The sequence below is a fragment of the Lactococcus muris genome, from assembly GCF_042849115.1.
GTDB lineage: Bacteria > Bacillota > Bacilli > Lactobacillales > Streptococcaceae > Lactococcus > Lactococcus muris.
Genome location: NZ_BAAFQO010000011.1, coordinates 1 through 18,760, shown reverse-complemented (window position 1 = coordinate 18,760; position 18,760 = coordinate 1). Strand labels below are relative to the sequence as shown.

Annotated in this window: 20 protein-coding genes, 1 pseudogene and 1 riboswitch; of the genes and pseudogenes, 9 read left to right on the top strand and 12 right to left on the bottom strand. The window is 41.7% G+C overall.

All coding sequences use genetic code 11. The features are described 5' to 3' along the window. Positions 1–15: 15 nt before the first annotated feature. The 3 genes from ACGHCK_RS07520 to ACGHCK_RS07510 form a co-directional block, all read right to left on the bottom strand. Positions 16–525, bottom strand: coding sequence for a QueT transporter family protein (locus ACGHCK_RS07520; RefSeq protein WP_251423141.1), 510 nt, complete (start codon positions 523–525; stop codon positions 16–18). Beyond that, positions 524–627, bottom strand: a riboswitch (PreQ1 riboswitch). (Overlaps the previous gene by 2 nt.) A gap of 339 nt (positions 628–966) precedes the next feature. After that, positions 967–1,686, bottom strand: coding sequence for a 3-oxoacyl-ACP reductase (locus ACGHCK_RS07515; RefSeq protein ID WP_251423144.1), 720 nt, complete (start codon positions 1,684–1,686; stop codon positions 967–969). Continuing rightward, entirely contained in the window at positions 1,679–1,918 is a 240-nt protein-coding gene (locus tag ACGHCK_RS07510; protein ID WP_251423147.1) for a DUF2829 domain-containing protein, read from the bottom strand. Before ACGHCK_RS07510 ends, ACGHCK_RS07515 begins: the two co-directional genes overlap by 8 nt. Before the next feature lie 121 nt (positions 1,919–2,039). Here ACGHCK_RS07510 and ACGHCK_RS07505 point away from each other — a divergent pair, with 121 nt between their 5' ends. Then, positions 2,040–2,885: an SDR family NAD(P)-dependent oxidoreductase gene (locus ACGHCK_RS07505; RefSeq protein ID WP_251423150.1), complete on the top strand. Its 846-nt coding sequence runs from the start codon at positions 2,040–2,042 to the stop codon at positions 2,883–2,885. 402 nt (positions 2,886–3,287) lie between these two features. Here ACGHCK_RS07505 and ACGHCK_RS07500 read toward each other — a convergent pair whose 3' ends face one another. The 4 genes from ACGHCK_RS07500 to metG form a co-directional block, all read right to left on the bottom strand. Next, on the bottom strand, positions 3,288–3,548 hold the full coding sequence (locus ACGHCK_RS07500; RefSeq protein ID WP_251423153.1) for a hypothetical protein: 261 nt from the start codon (positions 3,546–3,548) through the stop codon (positions 3,288–3,290). Between the two features lie 177 nt (positions 3,549–3,725). Next, positions 3,726–4,985, bottom strand: coding sequence for a lipase family protein (locus ACGHCK_RS07495; RefSeq protein WP_251423156.1), 1,260 nt, complete (start codon positions 4,983–4,985; stop codon positions 3,726–3,728). Next, a complete protein-coding gene (locus ACGHCK_RS07490) occupies positions 4,982–5,362 on the bottom strand; it encodes a hypothetical protein (protein ID WP_251423159.1) in 381 nt (126 codons plus the stop codon). The genes ACGHCK_RS07495 and ACGHCK_RS07490 overlap by 4 nt, the downstream gene beginning before the upstream one ends. Before the next feature lie 267 nt (positions 5,363–5,629). Then, positions 5,630–7,618 carry a methionine--tRNA ligase gene (gene metG, locus ACGHCK_RS07485; protein ID WP_271327999.1) on the bottom strand — a complete coding sequence of 663 codons (1,989 nt, stop codon included), beginning with the start codon at positions 7,616–7,618 and terminating at the stop codon, positions 5,630–5,632. A 229-nt stretch (positions 7,619–7,847) separates the two neighbouring features. On the opposite strand from metG, the gene ACGHCK_RS07480 reads away from it, so the two are divergent. Beyond that, positions 7,848–8,708: an exodeoxyribonuclease III gene (locus ACGHCK_RS07480; RefSeq protein ID WP_271328000.1), complete on the top strand. Its 861-nt coding sequence runs from the start codon at positions 7,848–7,850 to the stop codon at positions 8,706–8,708. A 28-nt stretch (positions 8,709–8,736) separates the two neighbouring features. Here the strand turns inward: ACGHCK_RS07480 and ACGHCK_RS07475 are convergent, their stop codons facing one another. After that, positions 8,737–9,087, bottom strand: a complete 351-nt coding sequence (locus ACGHCK_RS07475) for an arsenate reductase family protein (protein WP_251423168.1) — start codon at positions 9,085–9,087, stop codon at positions 8,737–8,739. Between the two features lie 140 nt (positions 9,088–9,227). Between ACGHCK_RS07475 and ACGHCK_RS07470 the strand changes: the two genes are divergently transcribed. Then, positions 9,228–9,467 (top strand): GlsB/YeaQ/YmgE family stress response membrane protein, encoded by a 240-nt coding sequence (locus ACGHCK_RS07470; RefSeq protein WP_202231067.1) that lies wholly within the window; start codon positions 9,228–9,230, stop codon positions 9,465–9,467. Between the two features lie 48 nt (positions 9,468–9,515). Here the strand turns inward: ACGHCK_RS07470 and ACGHCK_RS07465 are convergent. The 3 genes and pseudogenes from ACGHCK_RS07465 to accD form a co-directional block, all read right to left on the bottom strand. Further along, a pseudogene (locus ACGHCK_RS07465) lies at positions 9,516–11,143 on the bottom strand (hypothetical protein). 224 nt (positions 11,144–11,367) lie between these two features. Continuing rightward, positions 11,368–12,123: an acetyl-CoA carboxylase carboxyl transferase subunit alpha gene (accA, locus tag ACGHCK_RS07460; protein ID WP_251423995.1), complete on the bottom strand. Its 756-nt coding sequence runs from the start codon at positions 12,121–12,123 to the stop codon at positions 11,368–11,370. Beyond that, the gene (gene accD / locus ACGHCK_RS07455; protein ID WP_251423994.1) at positions 12,116–12,982 is read right to left on the bottom strand and encodes an acetyl-CoA carboxylase, carboxyltransferase subunit beta; all 867 of its coding nucleotides are present in this window, start codon (positions 12,980–12,982) and stop codon (positions 12,116–12,118) included. Before accD ends, accA begins: the two co-directional genes overlap by 8 nt. A gap of 290 nt (positions 12,983–13,272) precedes the next feature. Here accD and ACGHCK_RS07450 point away from each other — a divergent pair, with 290 nt between their 5' ends. The 6 genes from ACGHCK_RS07450 to ACGHCK_RS07425 all read left to right on the top strand — a co-directional run bounded on the left by ACGHCK_RS07450 (position 13,273) and on the right by ACGHCK_RS07425 (position 17,062). Then, positions 13,273–14,208: a glycosyltransferase family 2 protein gene (locus ACGHCK_RS07450; RefSeq protein WP_251423993.1), complete on the top strand. Its 936-nt coding sequence runs from the start codon at positions 13,273–13,275 to the stop codon at positions 14,206–14,208. 279 nt (positions 14,209–14,487) lie between these two features. Then, the gene (locus tag ACGHCK_RS07445) at positions 14,488–14,778 is read left to right on the top strand and encodes a WXG100 family type VII secretion target (protein ID WP_202231601.1); all 291 of its coding nucleotides are present in this window, start codon (positions 14,488–14,490) and stop codon (positions 14,776–14,778) included. Positions 14,779–14,829: 51 nt separating this feature from the next. Further along, positions 14,830–15,219, top strand: a complete 390-nt coding sequence (locus ACGHCK_RS07440) for a hypothetical protein (RefSeq protein WP_251423992.1) — start codon at positions 14,830–14,832, stop codon at positions 15,217–15,219. Beyond that, positions 15,216–16,463 (top strand): alpha/beta hydrolase family protein, encoded by a 1,248-nt coding sequence (locus ACGHCK_RS07435; protein ID WP_271328002.1) that lies wholly within the window; start codon positions 15,216–15,218, stop codon positions 16,461–16,463. The genes ACGHCK_RS07440 and ACGHCK_RS07435 overlap by 4 nt, the downstream gene beginning before the upstream one ends. An 11-nt stretch (positions 16,464–16,474) precedes the next feature. Continuing rightward, positions 16,475–16,792: a hypothetical protein gene (locus tag ACGHCK_RS07430; RefSeq protein ID WP_251423990.1), complete on the top strand. Its 318-nt coding sequence runs from the start codon at positions 16,475–16,477 to the stop codon at positions 16,790–16,792. Between the two features lie 9 nt (positions 16,793–16,801). Next, complete coding sequence (locus ACGHCK_RS07425) at positions 16,802–17,062, top strand: hypothetical protein (protein WP_202231605.1); 261 nt, start codon at positions 16,802–16,804, stop codon at positions 17,060–17,062. 126 nt (positions 17,063–17,188) lie between these two features. Here the strand turns inward: ACGHCK_RS07425 and ACGHCK_RS07420 are convergent. Next, positions 17,189–18,760, bottom strand: a 1,572-nt coding sequence (locus tag ACGHCK_RS07420) for a hypothetical protein (RefSeq protein ID WP_394304521.1), incomplete at its 5' end; no start/stop codon positions are given.

Genomic DNA, 18,760 nt, shown 5'->3' with positions numbered 1-18,760 from the left:
TAGACCTCTCTATTTTTATCGTGTTAAATCAATACGTTTGCTCAGTTTATCCATGAGAATTGCCCCTATAAATAAACTCATAAACTCTCCAAGAGCTAAAGTGAACCAAGTCCAGAAGAAAGGTAAATTAAAGAGGAAATATAACTCTAGAGCAATGGTAAACATGCTTAGGGAAAAGAAAATAGCGAAATAAAGGAATGCTTTATTGAGCTGTCCTCTGAAAAAGTACTGTTTCATATAGCGTTCAAAAAGTAAGACACCTAATGTCAAGAAAACTAAAGTAGATAAACCACCAACAAGGACATCAATCCAAGTAAAACTGAGGAAGTTTGAAATCATACACCCAATGGTTACAGCCAGAATATATTTCTTATTAAAGAAAGCTGTAAAATTAAGCATCTCTGATATCCTAAACTGTACAGGACCATAAGAGATGGCATTGAGAGGGGGTGTCATTGTAAGAACAACATAAAGCGCAGCGACAATGGCAATCGCAACCATGTCATAAACGGTAGATTTTTTCAATTTTTTCTCCTTTAGCGGCTAAAATCCGCCTGTAATATGCTCAGGCAAAGGTTAAAAGTCCTGAGGGTTGCTGAACTTTCGCAACTTTTATATTATAACAGTTTTACCTTATAATGAAAAGCCGTGTTTTCTTTTTAAATCCTGACAGACTCCTGAACATAATTTTTTCTAAAAATTGAGATTTTCGACATGGTTGAACTAGCTTTTAGGATAATAAGTATAACATTCAGGCAAGTATCCTGCCAGTCTTTTGACGAATGAAACACTATGGAAAAGCCCTTATTTAGGATTACTCCCTATTTAACAGCTCTGGACACAGTGAAAGCAGCTTGTCCAAAAGAAAGCTGCAAACAAAAATTTGCAGGTCTTAGCCAAAGTAAAAAAGCACGGCGTTTTGAAGACGCCGTAAGCTTTTTGTTGAAATTTTTTGACACAGTTTCCTTACTTTATCGTCCAGCCCCCATCGATGGGAACGACTGCACCTGTCAAATATGAACTTTCTGGACTGGCTAAAAAAAGAGTCAGTTCTGCGACTTCCTTAGGCTTTGCCCAGCGTTTTGCTGGAGTTTCTTCTGCCACCCATTTTGCCATTTCGCCATTATTTTCAGTGAAATCCTTGGCATTCATCGGTGTATCAATAGCTCCTGGGGCTATCCCTGCAACTTGGATACCATGCTGTGCTTCATCTAAAGCCAATTGCTTTGTAAAACCAACAATAGCATGCTTACTTGCAGTATAGGCAATTCCTCCACCACCGGCAACTAAACCTGCAACAGAAGCCATATTGATAACTACACCAGACTTTTTCTGTTTCATGTGAGGTAAAAAGGCGGAAGTCATGAGAAACATGCTGTCAAGATTTGTTGCTAGAATTTTTTTCCAAAGCGAAAAGTCCGTGTTTTCTATCGCCCGATAGTCATCTAACTGCCCTGCTGTATTGAGTAAAATATCAATCTCACCTACATGTGCGGCCAATTGTGCTACCTTTTCAGGGCAGGAAACGTCACAGACTATGGTTTTGAAGTCCGCTGTAAATTCTTGTAAGTCAACACCGATTACTTCTGCTCCTGCTTGCAAAAAGGCTTGCGCCTGTGCTTGACCGATGCCGCTAGCAGCCCCAGTGACTAGAACCTTTTTTCTCTTAAATTTTTGTTCAGTCATTGACTAAAATCCAGTCTGTTGCTAATACATCACAAGGCGTAGGTGCCCACATACTAAAACCTTCTCCTTCTCCTGCTACGTTAATTAGGAAGTAAGGTGTAACCTGTAGTTGTTCGCCGTTATCAAGTACAATGCTGTCATAAAGGGCAACATAGTTTTCTGCTCCTCCCCAACCCGTACGTACTATTTTTTTACCAGCTTTAAGTTCTGGAAGAATTTCCTCAAATGTCATACTTTATTTCCTCCCTCTCTATACTCATGTTATGAATGCTTTAATTTTAACATTTGTCATTTCTTTTGTCATTTTTTAATTCTATCTTGACAATGGACTGCGTTTTAACTAGAATGAATCTATGAAAAATACAGAAAATCGCGAAAAAGTCGTTATTATTACCGGGGCTTCAAATGGCATGGGATATGAAGCCGCGAAAACTTTTGCCCAACGTGGTTGGCAGGTTTATGCAGGCGCCCGTCGTGTTGAAAAGATTCCAACTGACGATGGCATTATTGCCCTCAAATTAGATGTGACCGATAGCAAGAGCAACCATGCCTTCATCCAACACGTCACTGCCCAGACAGGGCGCATTGATGTTCTTGTCAATAACGCGGGATATGGCGAATATGGTCCGGTTGAAGAGATTCCGATGGAGAATGTCCGTAAACAATTTGAGACGAATTTCTTTGGTGCTGTGGAATTGACACAGCTGGTTCTGCCCATCATGCGTCAACAAGCTTTTGGACGAATTGTTAATATTTCTAGTATCGGTGGTGATGTGTACATGCCGCTGGGTGCCTTTTATCATGCCACAAAAGCTGCGCTGCAACAATGGTCAGATGTGCTAGATACAGAGGTCAAAGCTTTTGGCATTCGTTCTATCGTCGTGCAACCCGGCGGAACTGCTTCCAACTGGAGTTCTATTGCTATGGAAAATGCTGAAAAAAATCTTCATCCAAATAGTCCTTACCAACCATTAGTACAAACTGTGCGTGCAGCACTTAGTGGTAACTTTGGTAGTTCTGCTACTTCTGCGGATCTGGCCCAAGTTTTCTATAAAGCAGCCACAGCTCAAAAACCGAAGCCACGTTATTATAATACTTTCACAGATCGTTTGATGGTGCATACAGCGCGTGCCCATCCGAAACTTTACATCAAGTTCTTCAATGCAGTTCTGAAACAAATGGGAAAACGTAGAAAATAAATAAAAATAGAATCTGAGAAAAAGGCTCGGGTTGAGCGATTTTACCCTTACAGTTTTCACAAATGCCGACTTTTACCCCATCCTCTCCGACTATAGACAAACAGCCCCAAAATCAGAGGCTGTTTTCTTGTTGCACCAGAGTTACGCCTAGAAAGCAGCGATGGACATTATGGAGCTGAACTTGCGCGTTGCGAATATCTTCAAGGCCACTCTGCACAGGGATATTTTAATAGGCAAAACAAAGTCCAAGCTGAGACAACCTGTTTCAGAAGCGCAAAAGGAAGTGAACAAATCATAGAAAGCATGATGATGACGTAAAAATCATTAGTTTTTTGAACATGTCCTTATAGCTTTGGTGAAGAGAAAAAGACAAAGTCTCAAGACCTTGTCTATACTATCGTTTTAAATGTTCTCCAAAGTTTGTTTTTGTTTTTCAAACGTTTCTGTTAGCTTATCAGCAAAATTACCCTTGATGGATTTTTGCAAGGCAGCTGAATTCTTAGAAAGTGACTGTTTCGCTTGTTCAGCTTCCAACTCAGAATTTTTTTGAATTTTCATGCGCTGTTCACCGCCATTCACTAAACTGTCCAAACCTTTCGACCGAATTTTTATTTTTTGTATTTCCTTTTGCGCATTTTTTATAATTTCATCAATAGTATCCATGTTTCATCCTTTGTATTGAGATTTATATAGTTTTGATTGAAGTTATGTTCTGCTTCTTCTATTTCTTCCGACAATTGAGTAAGAGGATAACACGAGAACTGATAAGCTTCTGTAACATTTCCTTGGCTTCTTAAAATATGGATTGGAAAGTTTCTTCTGTAAGCAAAATATTTTCTTTCACCCTTTCAACTCTTGGGCCAGTTCCGCATCACGAGCCACTATTTCTGAAATTTTAGCCTTAATTTCACGCTCAAGGTTTGTAAAATGCTCACTCATTTCTCGGATTTTATCAATTTTCATCTGGTATTGTTGCCGAGGCACGCCCACAACATTATATTCGGTAAAACCTACACTTTCAAGAGCTTCATAGACTTCCCATTTTTCCAATTGAGTCCCCATTTGTATAGCTTCATCTCGTGTCTTTTTCCAAAGTTCTTCCGCTTTTTTAATCCCCTCTTGATAATTTTTAATAACATTCAACATGGCTAGATTAAATTCTGCACCAGCTGTCGAAATAATAGCAAGAGCTTGTGCAGCATCTAAATAGATTTTTTCTCCAGAAGATAAGCCTCCTCCACTCGCAGTAAATCGGACCTTTAAATCTTCCAAGAGCTTCATTTGAGATTTGAAACTTTTTTGAATAAGTTCAATACCGTCACTCAAGACCCCTTTATCTGTAATTGTCCATATTCTCCCTTCATTGTCCTTCAATGACCCATCTTCACCAAAGTGATAAGACTCAAGAAAATGTCCGGAGAACAAAGTTCCATCTCCAAAATCTCCCGCATAAATCGCTGTGCCATAATCTGAAGCATGTGTCCATGAGGAAATTTGGTCCCCCTTATGCATGAAGTTCAAAACAAATTTTTTCCCTTTGCCATTTATCCATGCTTTTTCTGCTTCTGTTAATTGCTTACCTACTCCTGCGGTGGAAAAGGTAACTGCGGGGACATGGTTGGTTGCTGCTACCTTTTGAGCCAAAGCACCACCTAAAGAATGGCCTGTGACAGCTTCAATATTACTGGCCCCATATTCCTTTACCATCTCCTTGTAAAACTGTTGGGCACTGGTGAACTGAGATTCCAATGTGCCGTCTTTTTCAAACCCTAATACAACATTTGACAAATCCGCACTTAAATCATTCAAATGCCAATCTGTCGCATTTGTCCCTGCAAAAGCAATAATCACATGATTGTAATCGGGTTCTCCATTCACAATCGGCGCAACAGCCATACCTTGAAAGCCGTTTTTTTCGTAGCCCTGACTGTTGTGTTGGTCGTTTGTATCCACAGTATTTAAAATTTGATATTGTTGACTGGATTTATCATTAGGATCTTCATAAAATTTATCCCCGCTCCTTAAAGCATTCGAACTTTTTACTTTATCTGTATCATAAACCTTTGAATCAATAACAGAATACTGCTTGGGTGTTGTCATTCCAACACTTCCTCCTTCCCATTGCTATATGTAACTTTAATTGGTGTATTTGTTGGAACGTTTTTATCTGGTCCAGGTAATGGTTCTCCACCCCCTATACCTTCTTTAACCAAAATTTCTTTATATGTTTGACCATCAATAAGAACAGTAGCACCAACTGACCAAACACCTGCACCTGAGTAGCTTCCTGCTTCATCGAACTTAATTTCCTCAATTCCCGGTTGTATCTCCTTAAAAGCAAGAGCCGCAGTTCTTTGGTTCGCTATATTTTCACTTTCTTTATTGCTCATGTACACTTTCCCTCCAATAGTTAAGATTAAAACAAGCATTAAAACTGATAAAAGACTAAACATTAACCCTTTTTTGTTCTTTTTCATCTCTTTATCCCTAAAAAATATTACTCATTATCTATCTAATGTTATGACAGCAATCCATTAAAATCATTTTCGATAATCGCTTTTAGCTAGCACAAAAAGCCTTACCTCAATTTCTCAGTTAACCATTTGATGAAAAATAGGATAATCATCAACAGTAATTCTTCAAAATTGATAAGGGCAGTAACTTTTTGAATGCTTGCTCTCGCATAAAAACTGTACGAATATAGTTTGCACTCTCTTGAAATCTCAAACATTTCTGGATTTTTATTATCCGATTAATGATCCAGCAGGTACATCCGCAGGTGCTTCGAGCACGCGCAACTTGCCATCAAATTCAGCCGAGAGAATCATCCCTTGACTGACATATTTTTTCATCATTTTACGTGGTTTTAAGTTGGCCACGATTTGCAGTTTTTTACCGACAAATTCTTGTTCGTTGGGATAAAACTCTGCAATTCCTGACAAGATTTGGCGTGGTTCTTCATCACCTGCATCTAACTTGAAGCGAAGCAGACGATCTGAACCTTCCACACGGCTGACTTCCAAAACTTCAGCAACTTTCAACTCAATCTTTTCAAAGTCATTAAACTTAATTTCTGGTAAAGTGAGATTAAGTTTAACATCCTCTGGTACCCATTCTTTTTCAGGAAGCTTTCCACCAGCCATCTGTAACTTGATGTATTCCACTTCTTCTTCCTTATCCAAGCGAGGGAAGACAGGTTCACCTTTTTCTACAACTTTATGCGTAAATTCGTAACCGAAAGCTAAATCTTCTAAGGAGAACTCTTCCTCTGTTAGGCCGAGTTGTGCAAAAATTTTCTTACTTGTCGCACGCATGAAAGGCTGCAAGAGCGCAGCGACAACACGAAGATTTTCTGCTAAATGATAAAGTACATTATTAAGCTTATCCTTGTCCTCTTCTGATTTAGCAAGAATCCAAGGGGCTGTTTCATCGATGTATTTGTTCGTCCGAGAGATAAGAACCCAGACTTCACTCAAAGCGACATTGAACTCAAACTTATCCATAGCTGTGTGGTATTTTTCCAGAGTTTCAGCGAGGACTGTTTCCAAGGCAGCGTCAAATTCCGTTGAAGCGTCATTTTTAACCAGAACGCCGCCATTGTATTTGTTGACCATAGCAACTGTACGATTGAGCAAGTTCCCGAGGTCATTTGCCAAGTCATAGTTGATACGGTCAATAAAATCTTCTGGTGAGAAGACGCCGTCAGAACCAAAAGGCAAGGCGCGCATGAGGTAATAACGTACAGGGTCTAAACCATAGCGATTCACCAACATATCAGGGTAAACAACATTTCCTTTAGATTTCGACATTTTCCCGTCTTTCATCACCAACCAGCCATGACCGAAGACTTGTTTAGGGGGTTGCATACCCAAAGCATGAAGCATGATCGGCCAGTAGATGGTGTGAAAACGGACGATTTCTTTACCAACCATGTTCACACCTGGCCAGAATTTATCCAGTTTGCTAGTATCCTCTGAACCATAGCCTAAAGCAGTCACATAGTTAAGCAATGCATCAAGCCAAACATAAACCACGTGTTTCGGATTAGACTTCACAGGAATACCCCAAGTGAAGGTTGTACGGCTCACAGCCAAGTCTTCCAAGCCCGGTTTGATGAAATTATTTATCATTTCATTTTTACGAATCTCAGGTTGGATGAAATCTGGATGTGATTCATAATAACTTAAAAGCCAGTCCGCATACTTACTCATACGGAAGAAGTAAGATTCTTCTTCGACCCATTCTACTTCGTGACCTGATGGCGCTTTACCCCCGATGACTTTACCGTCTGCATCACGATAAACTTCTTCCAACTGTGCTTCTGTAAAGAATTCTTCATCAGAAACGGAATACCAACCCGCATATTTATCCAAATAAATATCGTCTTGTGCCAAAAGTTGCTCAAAAGCCTTTTGAACGGCTTCTTCATGATAGTTGTCTGTTGTGCGGATAAATTTGTCATAAGAAATGTCCAACATTTTCCACAGTTCTTTAACATCTTCCGCCATTGGGTCCAAATATTCTTTGGGTGTCATGCCCAACTCTTCAGCCTTACGTTGAATTTTCATGCCGTGTTCATCAAGGCCTGTTAAATAAAAGGTATCAAAGCCCATCAAACGTTTGTAACGTGCAAGAACGTCACAAGCGATTGTTGTGTAGCTTGAACCGAGATGTAATTTCCCTGAAGGATAATAAATTGGCGTTGTGATGTAAAAGTTTTTGTTTTCAGTCATTTTTTCTCCTAATTCGTGGCCTAATGAAAGCCACTTGATTAGTATTTTTCCAATTGTGCATTGAAAAAAGCCTTGTTTTTATTATAGCATATCCTTTTCAAGGAATTCTTATTCTAAATAGTATTTAAGAGTTTTTCTCTCCATCATACTTCCTATCCCGTTTTCCTTTGAGATTATCAATCAATAAGGTATGTTATAATTAACTTAATAAAGCTAAAAGGATTTGATTATGACTTACAAATTTATCTCATGGAATATCGATTCGCTGAACGCAGCCTTGACTGGAACAAGTAATCGTGCAGCTCTATCAATGGCTGTGGTCGAACAGCTTGCTGCATCTAAAGCAGATGTTATCGCCATTCAAGAAACGAAACTCAACGGTGACCTCAAAAAAACAAACAAGGTACTTGAAGTTTTAGGCAGCCACTTCCCAGACTATGAAATTGTTCACCGCATCAGTACACCACCTGCACGTAAAGGGTACTCGGGGACGCTGTTCCTGTATAAGAAAAGCTTGCCTGAGCCAGTTATAACTATGCCGGAAATTGGAGCGCCAGAACCCATGGATAGCGAAGGTCGTATCATCACGCTTGAATTTCCTGATTTTTTCGTCACGACAGTCTACACACCCAATGCAGGTGATGCCCTTAATCGTTTAGACCTCCGTGGACAGTGGGACGATCAGTATCGCGCCTACTTGCAACTGTTGGACAGTCAAAAGCCTGTCTTTGCCTGTGGAGACTTCAATGCAGCTTACACCGAAATAGACCTTGCAAATCCTAAAGGAAACCGTAATTCTGCTGGTTTTACAGACCAAGAACGCGAAAAATTCGGTCTCTTATTAGCTGCTGGTTTTACAGATAGCTTCCGTAAAATTCATGGCAATGTGGAAAGTTATTACGCACCGGGACGGAGTATTTATACATGGTTCGCCCAACGTTCTCGCACAGCAAAAATCAATAACTCCGGATGGAGAATTGACTATTGGCTTGTTTCTGACTGCTTAGCCGATAAGATTACACGAGCAGAACCTTTGGATTCTGGCGCACGTCAAGACCATGTGCCCATCGTTTTAGAAATTAACATTTAAAAAAGCACGCACTCGTGCTTTTTTATTCTTATTGAGCCAGCTCTTGATAAGCCTCTTCCTTGAAGCCAATCAAGACAATGTTGCCCTCTTTAACAATCAGCGGGCGTTTAACCAGCATCCCATTTGAGGCTAAGAGTTCTGCTGCTTCATGTTCTGTCAAGTCTGCTAACTTATCTTTTAGGCCCATCTCACGATAAACCAGACCACTTGTGTTGAAAAATTTTTTAACAGGAACATCTGCAAACCATTTTTCAAATTGCTCAGCTTTGGGTGGATTCAGCTTAATATCAATAGCATTATAGTCAATTCCTAAGCGCTCTAAAGTTGCTTTTGCCTTGCGACAAGTCGAGCATTTTGGATATTCATAAAAGTCGTACATTTTTATCCTCCTTACTCTTTATTTTAGCAAAACTGAGCTAAAGAGAACAGAATTATCTTTCCGGAAAGCAAAAATTTTAAACAAAATAAAATTTATGTTAAAATAAGATAAGAATATTTATTTAAAAAGGAGATTATTTTATGATTTGGTCACTTATCGTTGGGGCTCTGATTGGTATGGCTGCCGGAGCAATTACATCAAAAGGCTCAAAAATGGGCTGTATCGCAAATATTGTCGCAGGCCTTCTCGGCTCCTTTGTTGGACAAATGCTTTTAGGAAGCTGGGGCCCGCATTTGGCAGGGATGGCTTTGATTCCTTCTATCGTTGGTGCGGTCATCGTCGTTCTTGTCGCTTCTGCTTTGTTTGGTAAGAAAGATTAATTTAACATAAAAACGTTCATTTTATCGGATGAACGTTTTTCTTTCGTTTTATTGGTTGATGATGAGAGCGGGACGAGCACCGCCACCAGGTCCCCCCATGTATCAGGTAAGTCACCACCTATCCAGCCTCCCATAGAGACGAGCCAGCCATGTCCCGGTGTTCCGGGAGTACGAAGCATCCAATAAGCACCATATGGAGGAATGTGAAGTAGTCTCCGTTCTTGTCTATTACCAAAAAGACGTGTCACATCTGCCACAGATAGAGGAAATGCACGTGGCGTTCCGCCCGGAACAACTCGAGATACATCTGCATCAGCTTCTGGAAAGTCATGCAAATTGGTTGGTCTATTTATAGTCCCATCTGTCCAAGTTACATCCTCATGTGGAATAGCACCTGTCGTAAAAGTATTGGCCACAGGTTGCACCATATTTCTAACCGATGCATCTAGTCCACTATACCATGTGTCAATGAAGCTCTCTTGATTATGAAAACGAGCATTACTAATCACATTGTTCCGAATAATCAGATGATTCCCAGAACCTTGATTCTCCAGATAACGGTACTGCTCCCCAGCCATGGTAAAGATACGACCCGGACGCATGGTCGAAAAGTCAAAGGCTGCTGGCGGGCTGTCTTCGTTAGGCAGTGGGTTCGGGCCGTCATCATACATCACCCCGTTCTGGATACCACGGAGGAAGTCTTCCAGCTCCGCATGGTGTTGCTCCCCGTCATTGAGGAACTCCTCATGCTGGTCAGGACTGACTAAGCCACTCTCGACATGAATCCCATAGTAGTAGAAACCGTTAAAGACCTTGTCCTCAATGGCAGCCGTCATCTCCGCTGCATCAAGCAGGTAAGAGCTGGCTTGCTCACTGTTCAGTCTGTTGGCCCAGTAAGCCCAACCTGTGTTGTGGTCAACCACCCAGAAGTTGCCTATCTTGTCTTCGTTAGGCAAGTTGCTCCACTGGTTCATAGTCATTGGCGCACGGTCTTGTTGTAAGTTTTGAGCAGTTTGGTTGGTCACTTCTTCTCCCGGCCAGATTGGACCACTGTTGTCAAAGCTGCCGCCTGCTGACCAGTAAGCATCAATTCCATCTCCCGGATGTGTCGCGCCGTCTGTGACCGCATCTGTAGCACCGCTCCCTTCAATCCAGTCCCGCGCATGTCCTGCGGCTGCTGTTCTTAAGTCTAGGTTGTCATGGTTGAAGGTGGGCATATACCATGGGGCATCTTGACCGGAACGTTCCCAACCAAAGATGAGGTTGGCGTACTGGTCGAAGGCATTGGACGGATTATTGTTTGCACGGTCGGTGATGTCGTTTGCGCTGGGAATCCATGTGGTCCAGTTTTCTACATCGTCACGGCTGGTTCCTGCCACTAAGGGGGTGAAGTTAGCTTCATCACGTTGGCGGGTTTCTAGGAACTCGGACAGGCGTATCCGTGCCATGATTGGCCGTTCGCCATAGTTTTCTACGAAGACGTCCTTGTTCTCTGTCTCCCGGTTGTAGTAGTCGTGGACACGGCCACCGACATTGATCTCCACTTCATTCAGCCGGTCATTGATGGCCCGCTGGTTGAAGGCTTGGAAGGCGAAGGTGCCGCCTACTGCGAGTAACAAGAGCGATAAGAGCGCGAGGTTGCGCAGCCGCCGATGGTTTTTCTTTTCTGGTGTCATAAACTCCTCCTTTGACGTAACCTGTACTTTTAGATTTTCATTACATATACATTTCTAATGTTACGTTTACTTTCTGAGTCTATAGTATAAAAAAAGGTCAAATGAAATGAGTGTTTGATGAGAAAAGGATGCATAACTCTTTCAAAACCCGCCATCCGTAAAATGAAAAAGCTCAAGCCTGTCCTTTCGACAAGTTCTTGAGCTTTTTGCATATCTCTCTTGTTCTAATATTTTCTGAAACGTTGGTAGCGACTTTCTTGCAGTTCTTCTTCTGACAGCTGTGCCAAGTTATGAAGTTCCGTCTGAATAATCTGCTTCAAGTTTTCCATGAGATTTTCTTCGGGAACAATTCCTTCGATAATCCCCATCTTAAGCTGGTCTTCGGCCCTAATCTTCATCAGTTCTCCCGCCTCATCACGCCGTGAACCATCCTTCCAGAGAATGGTCGCAAAACCTTCTGGGGAAAGGACAGAGTACATGGCATTTTCTAACATGTAAACCTTGTTAGCAACAGCTAAAGCTAAGGCACCACCTGAGCCCCCTTCACCAGTGATAAACGTCAACACAGGAACTTTTAAGTCAGACATCTCATATAGATTGCGGGCGATAGCTTCACCCTGTCCACGTTCTTCTGCCTCAATGCCAGGATAGGCGCCAGCAGTGTTGACGAAAGTAAGGATCGGACGTTTAAACTTTTCAGCTTGCTTCATCAGACGTAAGGCTTTTCGATAGCCATTTGGACTGGGTTGGCCAAAGTTCGTCGCTAAATTTTCTTCAAGATTTTTACCTTTTTGAATGCCAATCACAGTAATGGCTTGCCCCTGAAAAGAAGCAATTCCTCCAACAATAGCTTCATCATCTGTAAATTGTCGATCCCCATGAAGTTCAAAAAAATCTGTGAAAAGTTCCGCGATAATATCCCGGACAGCTATACGATCACTGGCACGCGCTTTATTAATAACCTCTGCAATTTCAGACATTTTTCACACCTCCATGAAGTTTCAAAAGTAAGGCCAGCTTTTCACGCAGTTCTTGACGTTTGACAATCGCATCTACAAAACCATGCTTTAAAAGAAACTCTGCCTTTTGGAAATCATCTGGCAAGGTCTGACGTACAGTTTGCTCAATAACACGTCGCCCCGCAAAGCCAATCAATGACTGTGGTTCTGCCAAGATAATATCTCCCAACATGGCAAAAGAAGCCGTCACTCCACCCGTAGTCGGATCCGTTAAAACAGTGATATAGAGCAATCCAGCAGTAGAATGTTTCTTGACAGCTGCGGATATCTTCGCCATCTGCATAAGAGACATAATCCCTTCTTGCATACGCGCCCCACCAGAAGCTGTAAAAATAAGAACTGGAAGCTTTTCAGCTGTTGCCATCTCGAAAAGACGTGTTATTTTTTCACCAACAACTGTCCCCATAGAAGCCATGATGAAGGTCGAGTCCATGATGGCTAGAGCAACCTTCTGCCCTTTAATCCTCGCCATTCCTGTCATGACTGCTTCATCTAAGCCGGTCTTGTCTTTCGTTGCCGCAAGTTTTTCAACATAGTTGGGAAAGTCCAATGGATTCTTACTTTCAATTCCTGTAAACCTTTCTTCAAACGAATCCGCATCCACTAAAAGTTTCAGACGCTCCGGAGCGGTAATCCGGAAGTTATAGCCACAATGTGGGCAGATTTTGCTGGCACCAAGGTCTTGCCTATAGATGCTGTGCTTACAGGCAGGGCATTTGGCAAAAAGTTCATCTGGGACTTCAGGTTTAGTCCTTTCTTTTTGATCCGTCGAACGATTGGGATTAATCTTAATATATTTTTTCTTTTGAAAGAGAGCCAATTATTTCTCCTTTTTATCAAGGTTCAAAAGAGCCTGATATAAACATTTTTAGCAGATATTTATCTGTTTTTTACATCATTTTTATTTTAATTATCTAATTATACACACAAAACTAAAATTCGTCAAGAAGGAGCTAAATGTCCAAAAAAGTGAGTGCCACAGAAGAGAACTGCCTGTCATGCCAGAATAAAAAAACTCGAACAGACTGTCAAATCAAACTGTGATATAATATTAAAAGTTTAACTCTTCTCATCTGTATAGAGGGTTTAAAAATGAGAAAGGAGCAAGTCATGGAAAAGCCGACATTGTCAATCATTGTCCCTTCCTACAATGAAGAGGAAACCCTTGAGCTGTTTGTCGATGAGGTCAATGCTCAAACTTTAGATTTACCTCTAGACAAAACCTTTTATTTTATTAATGATGGTTCTTCCGATCGGACACTTGACGTGATTAAGTCGCTCTGCAAAAAACATTCCAACATTAAATATATAAGTTTTTCTAGAAATTTCGGCAAAGAAGCCGCTCTTCTGGCTGGGCTACGTGTAGCCACAGGTGACTATGTTACGGTTATGGATGCTGACTTGCAAGACCCTCCCCATATGCTCAATGAAATGTATGCCAAGATTTTGGAGGGTTATGATATTGTTGGAACACGGCGCATTTCACGCAAGGATGAACCCTTTATCCGCTCTCTCTTTGCAAAAACTTTTTATAAGATAATCAATAAAATATCAAGCACGCAGATGGTTGACGGGGCGCGAGATTATCGTCTTATGACTCGGCAGGTAGTGGATAGTATTTTGGAACTTCCCGAGCACAATCGCTTTTCCAAAGGCTTATTCTCCTGGGTAGGTTATGATGTGACATACTTAGAGTACAAGAATGTAGGACGTGTCGCGGGAAAAACCTCCTGGAGCTTTTGGGGACTGCTTCACTACTCCATCGACGGTATCATTAATTTTTCCGATGCACCTCTGAGTTTGGCTACATTTATTGGGCTTATCAGCTTTTTAATTTCTGTTTTAATGAGCCTTTTTTATACCTTGAAAACCCTGCTCTGGGGTGAAGTTGTTCAAGGTTTTCCGACACTCATTATCCTTATCTTGATGCTTGGTGGTTTGCAACTTCTCTCTCTAGGTATCATTGGAAAGTACTTGTCCAAGGTCTTTCTTGAGACGAAACAACGTCCCAATTACTTTATCAAAGAAGATAATATCGAAAAATAATATCATTCAACAGTTAATAAATAAGGTCTGATTTAAAAGGCCTTATTTTTTTGTTTCTCTGGGGATGATAGCTGCTCTACTGCTGAACTCTCCAGCTTTGTGACTCTCTTTACTCCTTGTGCTCACCGCTAATATTTTTTGACATTTTTAGAAGATGTTGATAAAATAATATTGTGAGAAAATAATGTTGTTTTCTCACTTTTGCTTGGCGTGTTTTCTTATAAAGTAAGGTAATAATTTTTTATTACATATATTATATTATTTTAAAGGAGAATAAAAATGGCAACAATTAGCGTTACACCCGAAGAACTAAAGCAACAAGCACAAGTTTATATCCAATCTAAGGAAGAAATCGAACAAGCGATTCAACGTGTAAATTCAATGAACAGCACAATCGCGGAAGAGTGGAAAGGTCAAGCCTTCCAAGCTTACTTGGAACAGTACAACCAACTCTATCAAAATGTTCAAAAATTCGAAGAATTGCTAGAAAGCATCAATCAACAACTCAACAAATATGCGGACACAGTTGCAGAACGTGATGCACAAGATGCGCAAAGTTTTGGGTTCTAAATCAAAGAAATTTGTAGTCTGAAAAGACTACTTTTTTAAAGGAAATAAAGCATGTCGAAACAGACAAAGAGAATAGCAGTTGGAATAACGGCTGTGCTTGTTATTTTGGGACTTGCTATTGGAGGAAAAATGTTTATGGACAAAAAAGCACATAATCAAAATTTAGAGTACCAAAGACAGGCTGCCTTGACTTTGAAAAAAGAAGAGCCACGTGCAACAAAAGTTGTCTTTAAAGGTGAAGGCTCATCTGACGGTATTGGATTGCCTTGGTCTATAGATGCTGATGTTACAGTAAATGGTCAAGTTTTTGTTATGGGCTTGGAAAGAAATAGGATAGGAATTGTTTTTGGCGATAAATATGAGCCAAGTAAAAATACTGATGTCTCTGACAGTCCTCTAGAAGTAATTTACGGAAACGGAGAGCGCGAGATTATAAAATGACACCGGAAGATTATAAAAACTTAGCAAGCGAAGCTTATCGTGTTGACAGAAATGTAAAAGATAAGCAAGTTCTCCATGAAGGGGACGTTTTTACTGTCAATGGTAAAAAATGGGAAGTTTTGAAGTCTGAATATAGTACAGAAAACGGCTTTCAAGCAATGGCCGTAGCTCCGAAAATAGATGGAGAAACTGATACCAGCCAAGTTGTAATTGCCTATGCTGGGACAAATCCATCAGACTGGAAAGACCTAGCCGTAGATGGGCTCAATGTCATGGGTTCTGTAAGCGGTTTTCAGCTGGACTCCGCCAATCGTTTTGCCAATGAAGTGGCTAAAGCTTACCCGTATTCTGATATTTCAACGACAGGTCACTCACTTGGTGCTTTTCTTGCTCTAGCACAAGGCGCAGAGCATCACTGGCAGTCGGTAACCTTTAACGGCCCAGACCCTTATAGTGTCTTGTCGCCACAAGCTAAAGCATGGGTAAAACAAAATCCTGGAATGTTAACAAATTTCCTCAATCAAATGGATTTAGTCGGCTATGGTGGAGATATCATTGCTCGCTTTAAAAATGGGAAACTGCTGTGGAGTGTTTTAGGTCAGAAGATAGACACAACAGGTTCAGAAGTTGTGCTTAATTATGGTTTTCTAGGGCTCAATCCCCTTAATTACCATGATCTTAATCTGTGGAAGTTTGATGAAAAAGGAAATATCTTGGATGGGAAAGGAAAAAGTCACGGTATCCCACAGCAAGCTGTTCTGAACTCCAAAATGACTCAGCTTTCTCACTCCTTTAAGGTGCAGATGGAAGCCTTAGGAGTTTTAAAGAAAACTTTGACAGAAAGTGCGGGTGGTTTATCCTCTAGTGAAAAAATATATCTGGACTCTGCTCAAGCTCTGGCCATTGTTTCCACCGCTGGCGCAGAGTTTCAGCTGGCAATGACCAATGTCATACAGGTCTATCAAAATGGGATTAAAGAGACAGAAAACCTCTGGATGAAAACCTTATCAGATGCAGTAGCTGTAGGAAGCCAACTTGAGAAGTGGGAAGTCTATGCAGCCCTTGAAAGTGTTGGTTTTACAGAAAACAATATCGTGGGAATCCCGACACAACTCTATCAACATAAAATGGATCAAGTCAAACAGATGAGCGACAAATTCAAGCAGCTTGAGCGTGAAATCAAGGAGAAAATTTCAGAACTGCTTGCAAGAGATGCCGAATTGGCACAAGAATTGAAAGGCTAAGGAAAAGAGTTTTGCTTACAGAAGAAGAATTAAGACGGGATTATAACTACAAAAGAGCACAGCTGGAAGAACAGGCAGAGGAGATAAGACGGGGAGAACAGACCTTTAATCAGCTGATGGAAGAGGCATCAAAGGATATCTCTCAAATGCTTCGAGAGGCAGAGGGGGATGCTTCGGAAGCCTCTCAGTTTTCACGCTATCGCCTCCATCAACTTTCAGAAGAATACGGTGAAAAATTCCAAGCTGAGAAAAGAAAAATTCAACAGCAGTTGGAAGAAGCTGAACACGAATTTAATAGACAATATCGTCAATTGAAGGAAGGAGATTGATGCTTAAGTATGAATGGTGTAGATGAACTTATTAAGAAAGCTCAAAAAGAGTTTCAGAAAATAAGAATTCAAATAAAAGGGCTGATTGCTGTAGATAAAAGCAGACAACAACGGACTCAGTTGGAGAAAACGTCAAAGCATGAAGTGGCTACAGCAAAACAAGCGCTTTCTAAGAATTCATCTGCTCTAAAAGGGGCCATCAAGGGCAATTTCGCGCATAAGTTAACGGAGGTTTTTGAGGAGCAAAAACGGACGTTAGATAGCATTTAACCTAAATAAGAAACCTGTTCTCCATAGGGAGAGTAAGGGAAGCTCTTAAAATAAATATAAAAAATCACTCAATGAGGCATGTGTAGTGCCATGTTGGGTGATTTTTTGTTTTGACTTTTTTTGATTTTATTGGTGGACGATTAGGGCTGGGCGAAGTGCACGTCCAGTTGCAATACCCAACATATGGTATCCCCCAACTGAACCACGAGGATTAGCCGAACCCAGACCAGTTATTCCCCACTGACGTACTGTAGAATCTCCCTCAATACCACCGCGCGTACGAAGCCACCAATTAAAGGTAACATCTGCTCCACGACTCTCTAGATTAGTAAAAGCACGCTCTGGACCTGATAAACGGACTATATCTGCTAAAGAAAGTGAAAAGGCGCGGGAGCTACCACTTGTATCAACTCGACTCACGTCGTTAGCAACTTCTGGGAAATCTTCTATATTAGTAGGTAACCAGCGTGTACCGTGTCCAGTCATCCATGTAACATCGCTATCTAGCATAACAGGTTCCGCTTCAGGGATAACTACAGGCCGAACCATAGCTCTAACTGTTGTATCAAGAGCATCATACCATTCATTGGTACGCGTTTCCTGATTGACCCATGAAACGTTTGTAATACCCTCATTCCGGATAATCAAATGATTCCCACCACCTTGATTCTCCAAATAACGATACTGCTCATTAGCCATAGTAAAGATGGTCCCCGGTGCCATGATACTAAAGTTGATTTGGTCGGGTTGGACATTGTCATCTGGTCCTGGGTTCCCCCAGTTGTTATCAATGGAACCAGTCTGTACGGCTGTCAAGAAGTCTGACAAGTCATCATGGTGGGTATAGCTTCCATCTGCAGCCAAGAAATCATTGATACGGTCGGGACTAATCAGTTGCCCGTCCACATGGATACCGTAGTAATATTCTCCCGGAATAGCATTCGCTGCTGCGGTCATCTCTGCTGCATCCAAGAGGTAAGAAGTGGTCTCTCCTGCTTGGAGTTGATTGGCCCAGTAAGCCCAGCCTGTTTGGTGGTCGATGACCCAGAAGTTCCCGACTTTCAGGTTATTAGGCAAGGCTGCCCACTGGCTGATGGTCATTGGGGCACGGTCTTGTTGCAGGTTTTGAGCCGCATCATGGGTGACTTCTTCTCCCGGCCAAACTGGTCCGCTGTTATCAAAGCTATCGCCAGAGGACCAGTAGGCATCTGTACCGTCTCCGGGGTGAGTGGCGCCGTCTGTGACACCGTCTGTTGCTGTACTTGTGACCCAGTCACGGGCATGTCCTGCCGCTGCTGTCATCAGGTCTTGGTTGTCCCGGTTGAAGGTAGGCATGAACCATGGGGCATCTTGACCGGAGCGGCTCCAACCAAAGGTCAGGTTGGAGTAGGTGTTGAAGGCTGCCGAGTCTCCTACCCGGGTGTTGAGGTTGGTCTCTGAGGGACGCATGACCGTCCAAGTGTCCACTTGGTCACGGATGGTATTGTTCACTATAGGGGTGAAGTCTGTATCTCCTACTGAGCGTTTCTCCATGAACTCGGAGAGGCGGATACGGGCCATGAGGGGCACATTGCCATAGTTCTCCACGAAGACGTCCTTGTTTTCCGTGTCACGGTTGTAGTAGTCGTGGACACGGCCTCCGGGGATGTTTTCTCGGATGCGGTCATTGATGGCCCGCTGGTTGAAGGCTTGGAAGGC

Coding starts and splice junctions, on each gene's coding strand:
- ACGHCK_RS07515 (WP_251423144.1), bottom strand. CDS start 1,686: ATGACTGAACAAAAATTTAAGAGAAAAAAGGTTCTAGTCACTGGGGCT.
- ACGHCK_RS07510 (WP_251423147.1), bottom strand. CDS start 1,918: ATGACATTTGAGGAAATTCTTCCAGAACTTAAAGCTGGTAAAAAAATA.
- ACGHCK_RS07505 (WP_251423150.1), top strand. CDS start 2,040: ATGAAAAATACAGAAAATCGCGAAAAAGTCGTTATTATTACCGGGGCT.
- ACGHCK_RS07440 (WP_251423992.1), top strand. CDS start 14,830: ATGTCGAAACAGACAAAGAGAATAGCAGTTGGAATAACGGCTGTGCTT.
- ACGHCK_RS07490 (WP_251423159.1), bottom strand. CDS start 5,362: ATGAAAAAGAACAAAAAAGGGTTAATGTTTAGTCTTTTATCAGTTTTA.
- metG (WP_271327999.1), bottom strand. CDS start 7,618: ATGACTGAAAACAAAAACTTTTACATCACAACGCCAATTTATTATCCT.
- ACGHCK_RS07475 (WP_251423168.1), bottom strand. CDS start 9,087: ATGTACGACTTTTATGAATATCCAAAATGCTCGACTTGTCGCAAGGCA.
- ACGHCK_RS07470 (WP_202231067.1), top strand. CDS start 9,228: ATGATTTGGTCACTTATCGTTGGGGCTCTGATTGGTATGGCTGCCGGA.
- ACGHCK_RS07495 (WP_251423156.1), bottom strand. CDS start 4,985: ATGACAACACCCAAGCAGTATTCTGTTATTGATTCAAAGGTTTATGAT.
- ACGHCK_RS07445 (WP_202231601.1), top strand. CDS start 14,488: ATGGCAACAATTAGCGTTACACCCGAAGAACTAAAGCAACAAGCACAA.
- ACGHCK_RS07450 (WP_251423993.1), top strand. CDS start 13,273: ATGGAAAAGCCGACATTGTCAATCATTGTCCCTTCCTACAATGAAGAG.
- accA (WP_251423995.1), bottom strand. CDS start 12,123: ATGTCTGAAATTGCAGAGGTTATTAATAAAGCGCGTGCCAGTGATCGT.
- ACGHCK_RS07500 (WP_251423153.1), bottom strand. CDS start 3,548: ATGGATACTATTGATGAAATTATAAAAAATGCGCAAAAGGAAATACAA.
- ACGHCK_RS07480 (WP_271328000.1), top strand. CDS start 7,848: ATGACTTACAAATTTATCTCATGGAATATCGATTCGCTGAACGCAGCC.
- ACGHCK_RS07435 (WP_271328002.1), top strand. CDS start 15,216: ATGACACCGGAAGATTATAAAAACTTAGCAAGCGAAGCTTATCGTGTT.
- ACGHCK_RS07425 (WP_202231605.1), top strand. CDS start 16,802: ATGAATGGTGTAGATGAACTTATTAAGAAAGCTCAAAAAGAGTTTCAG.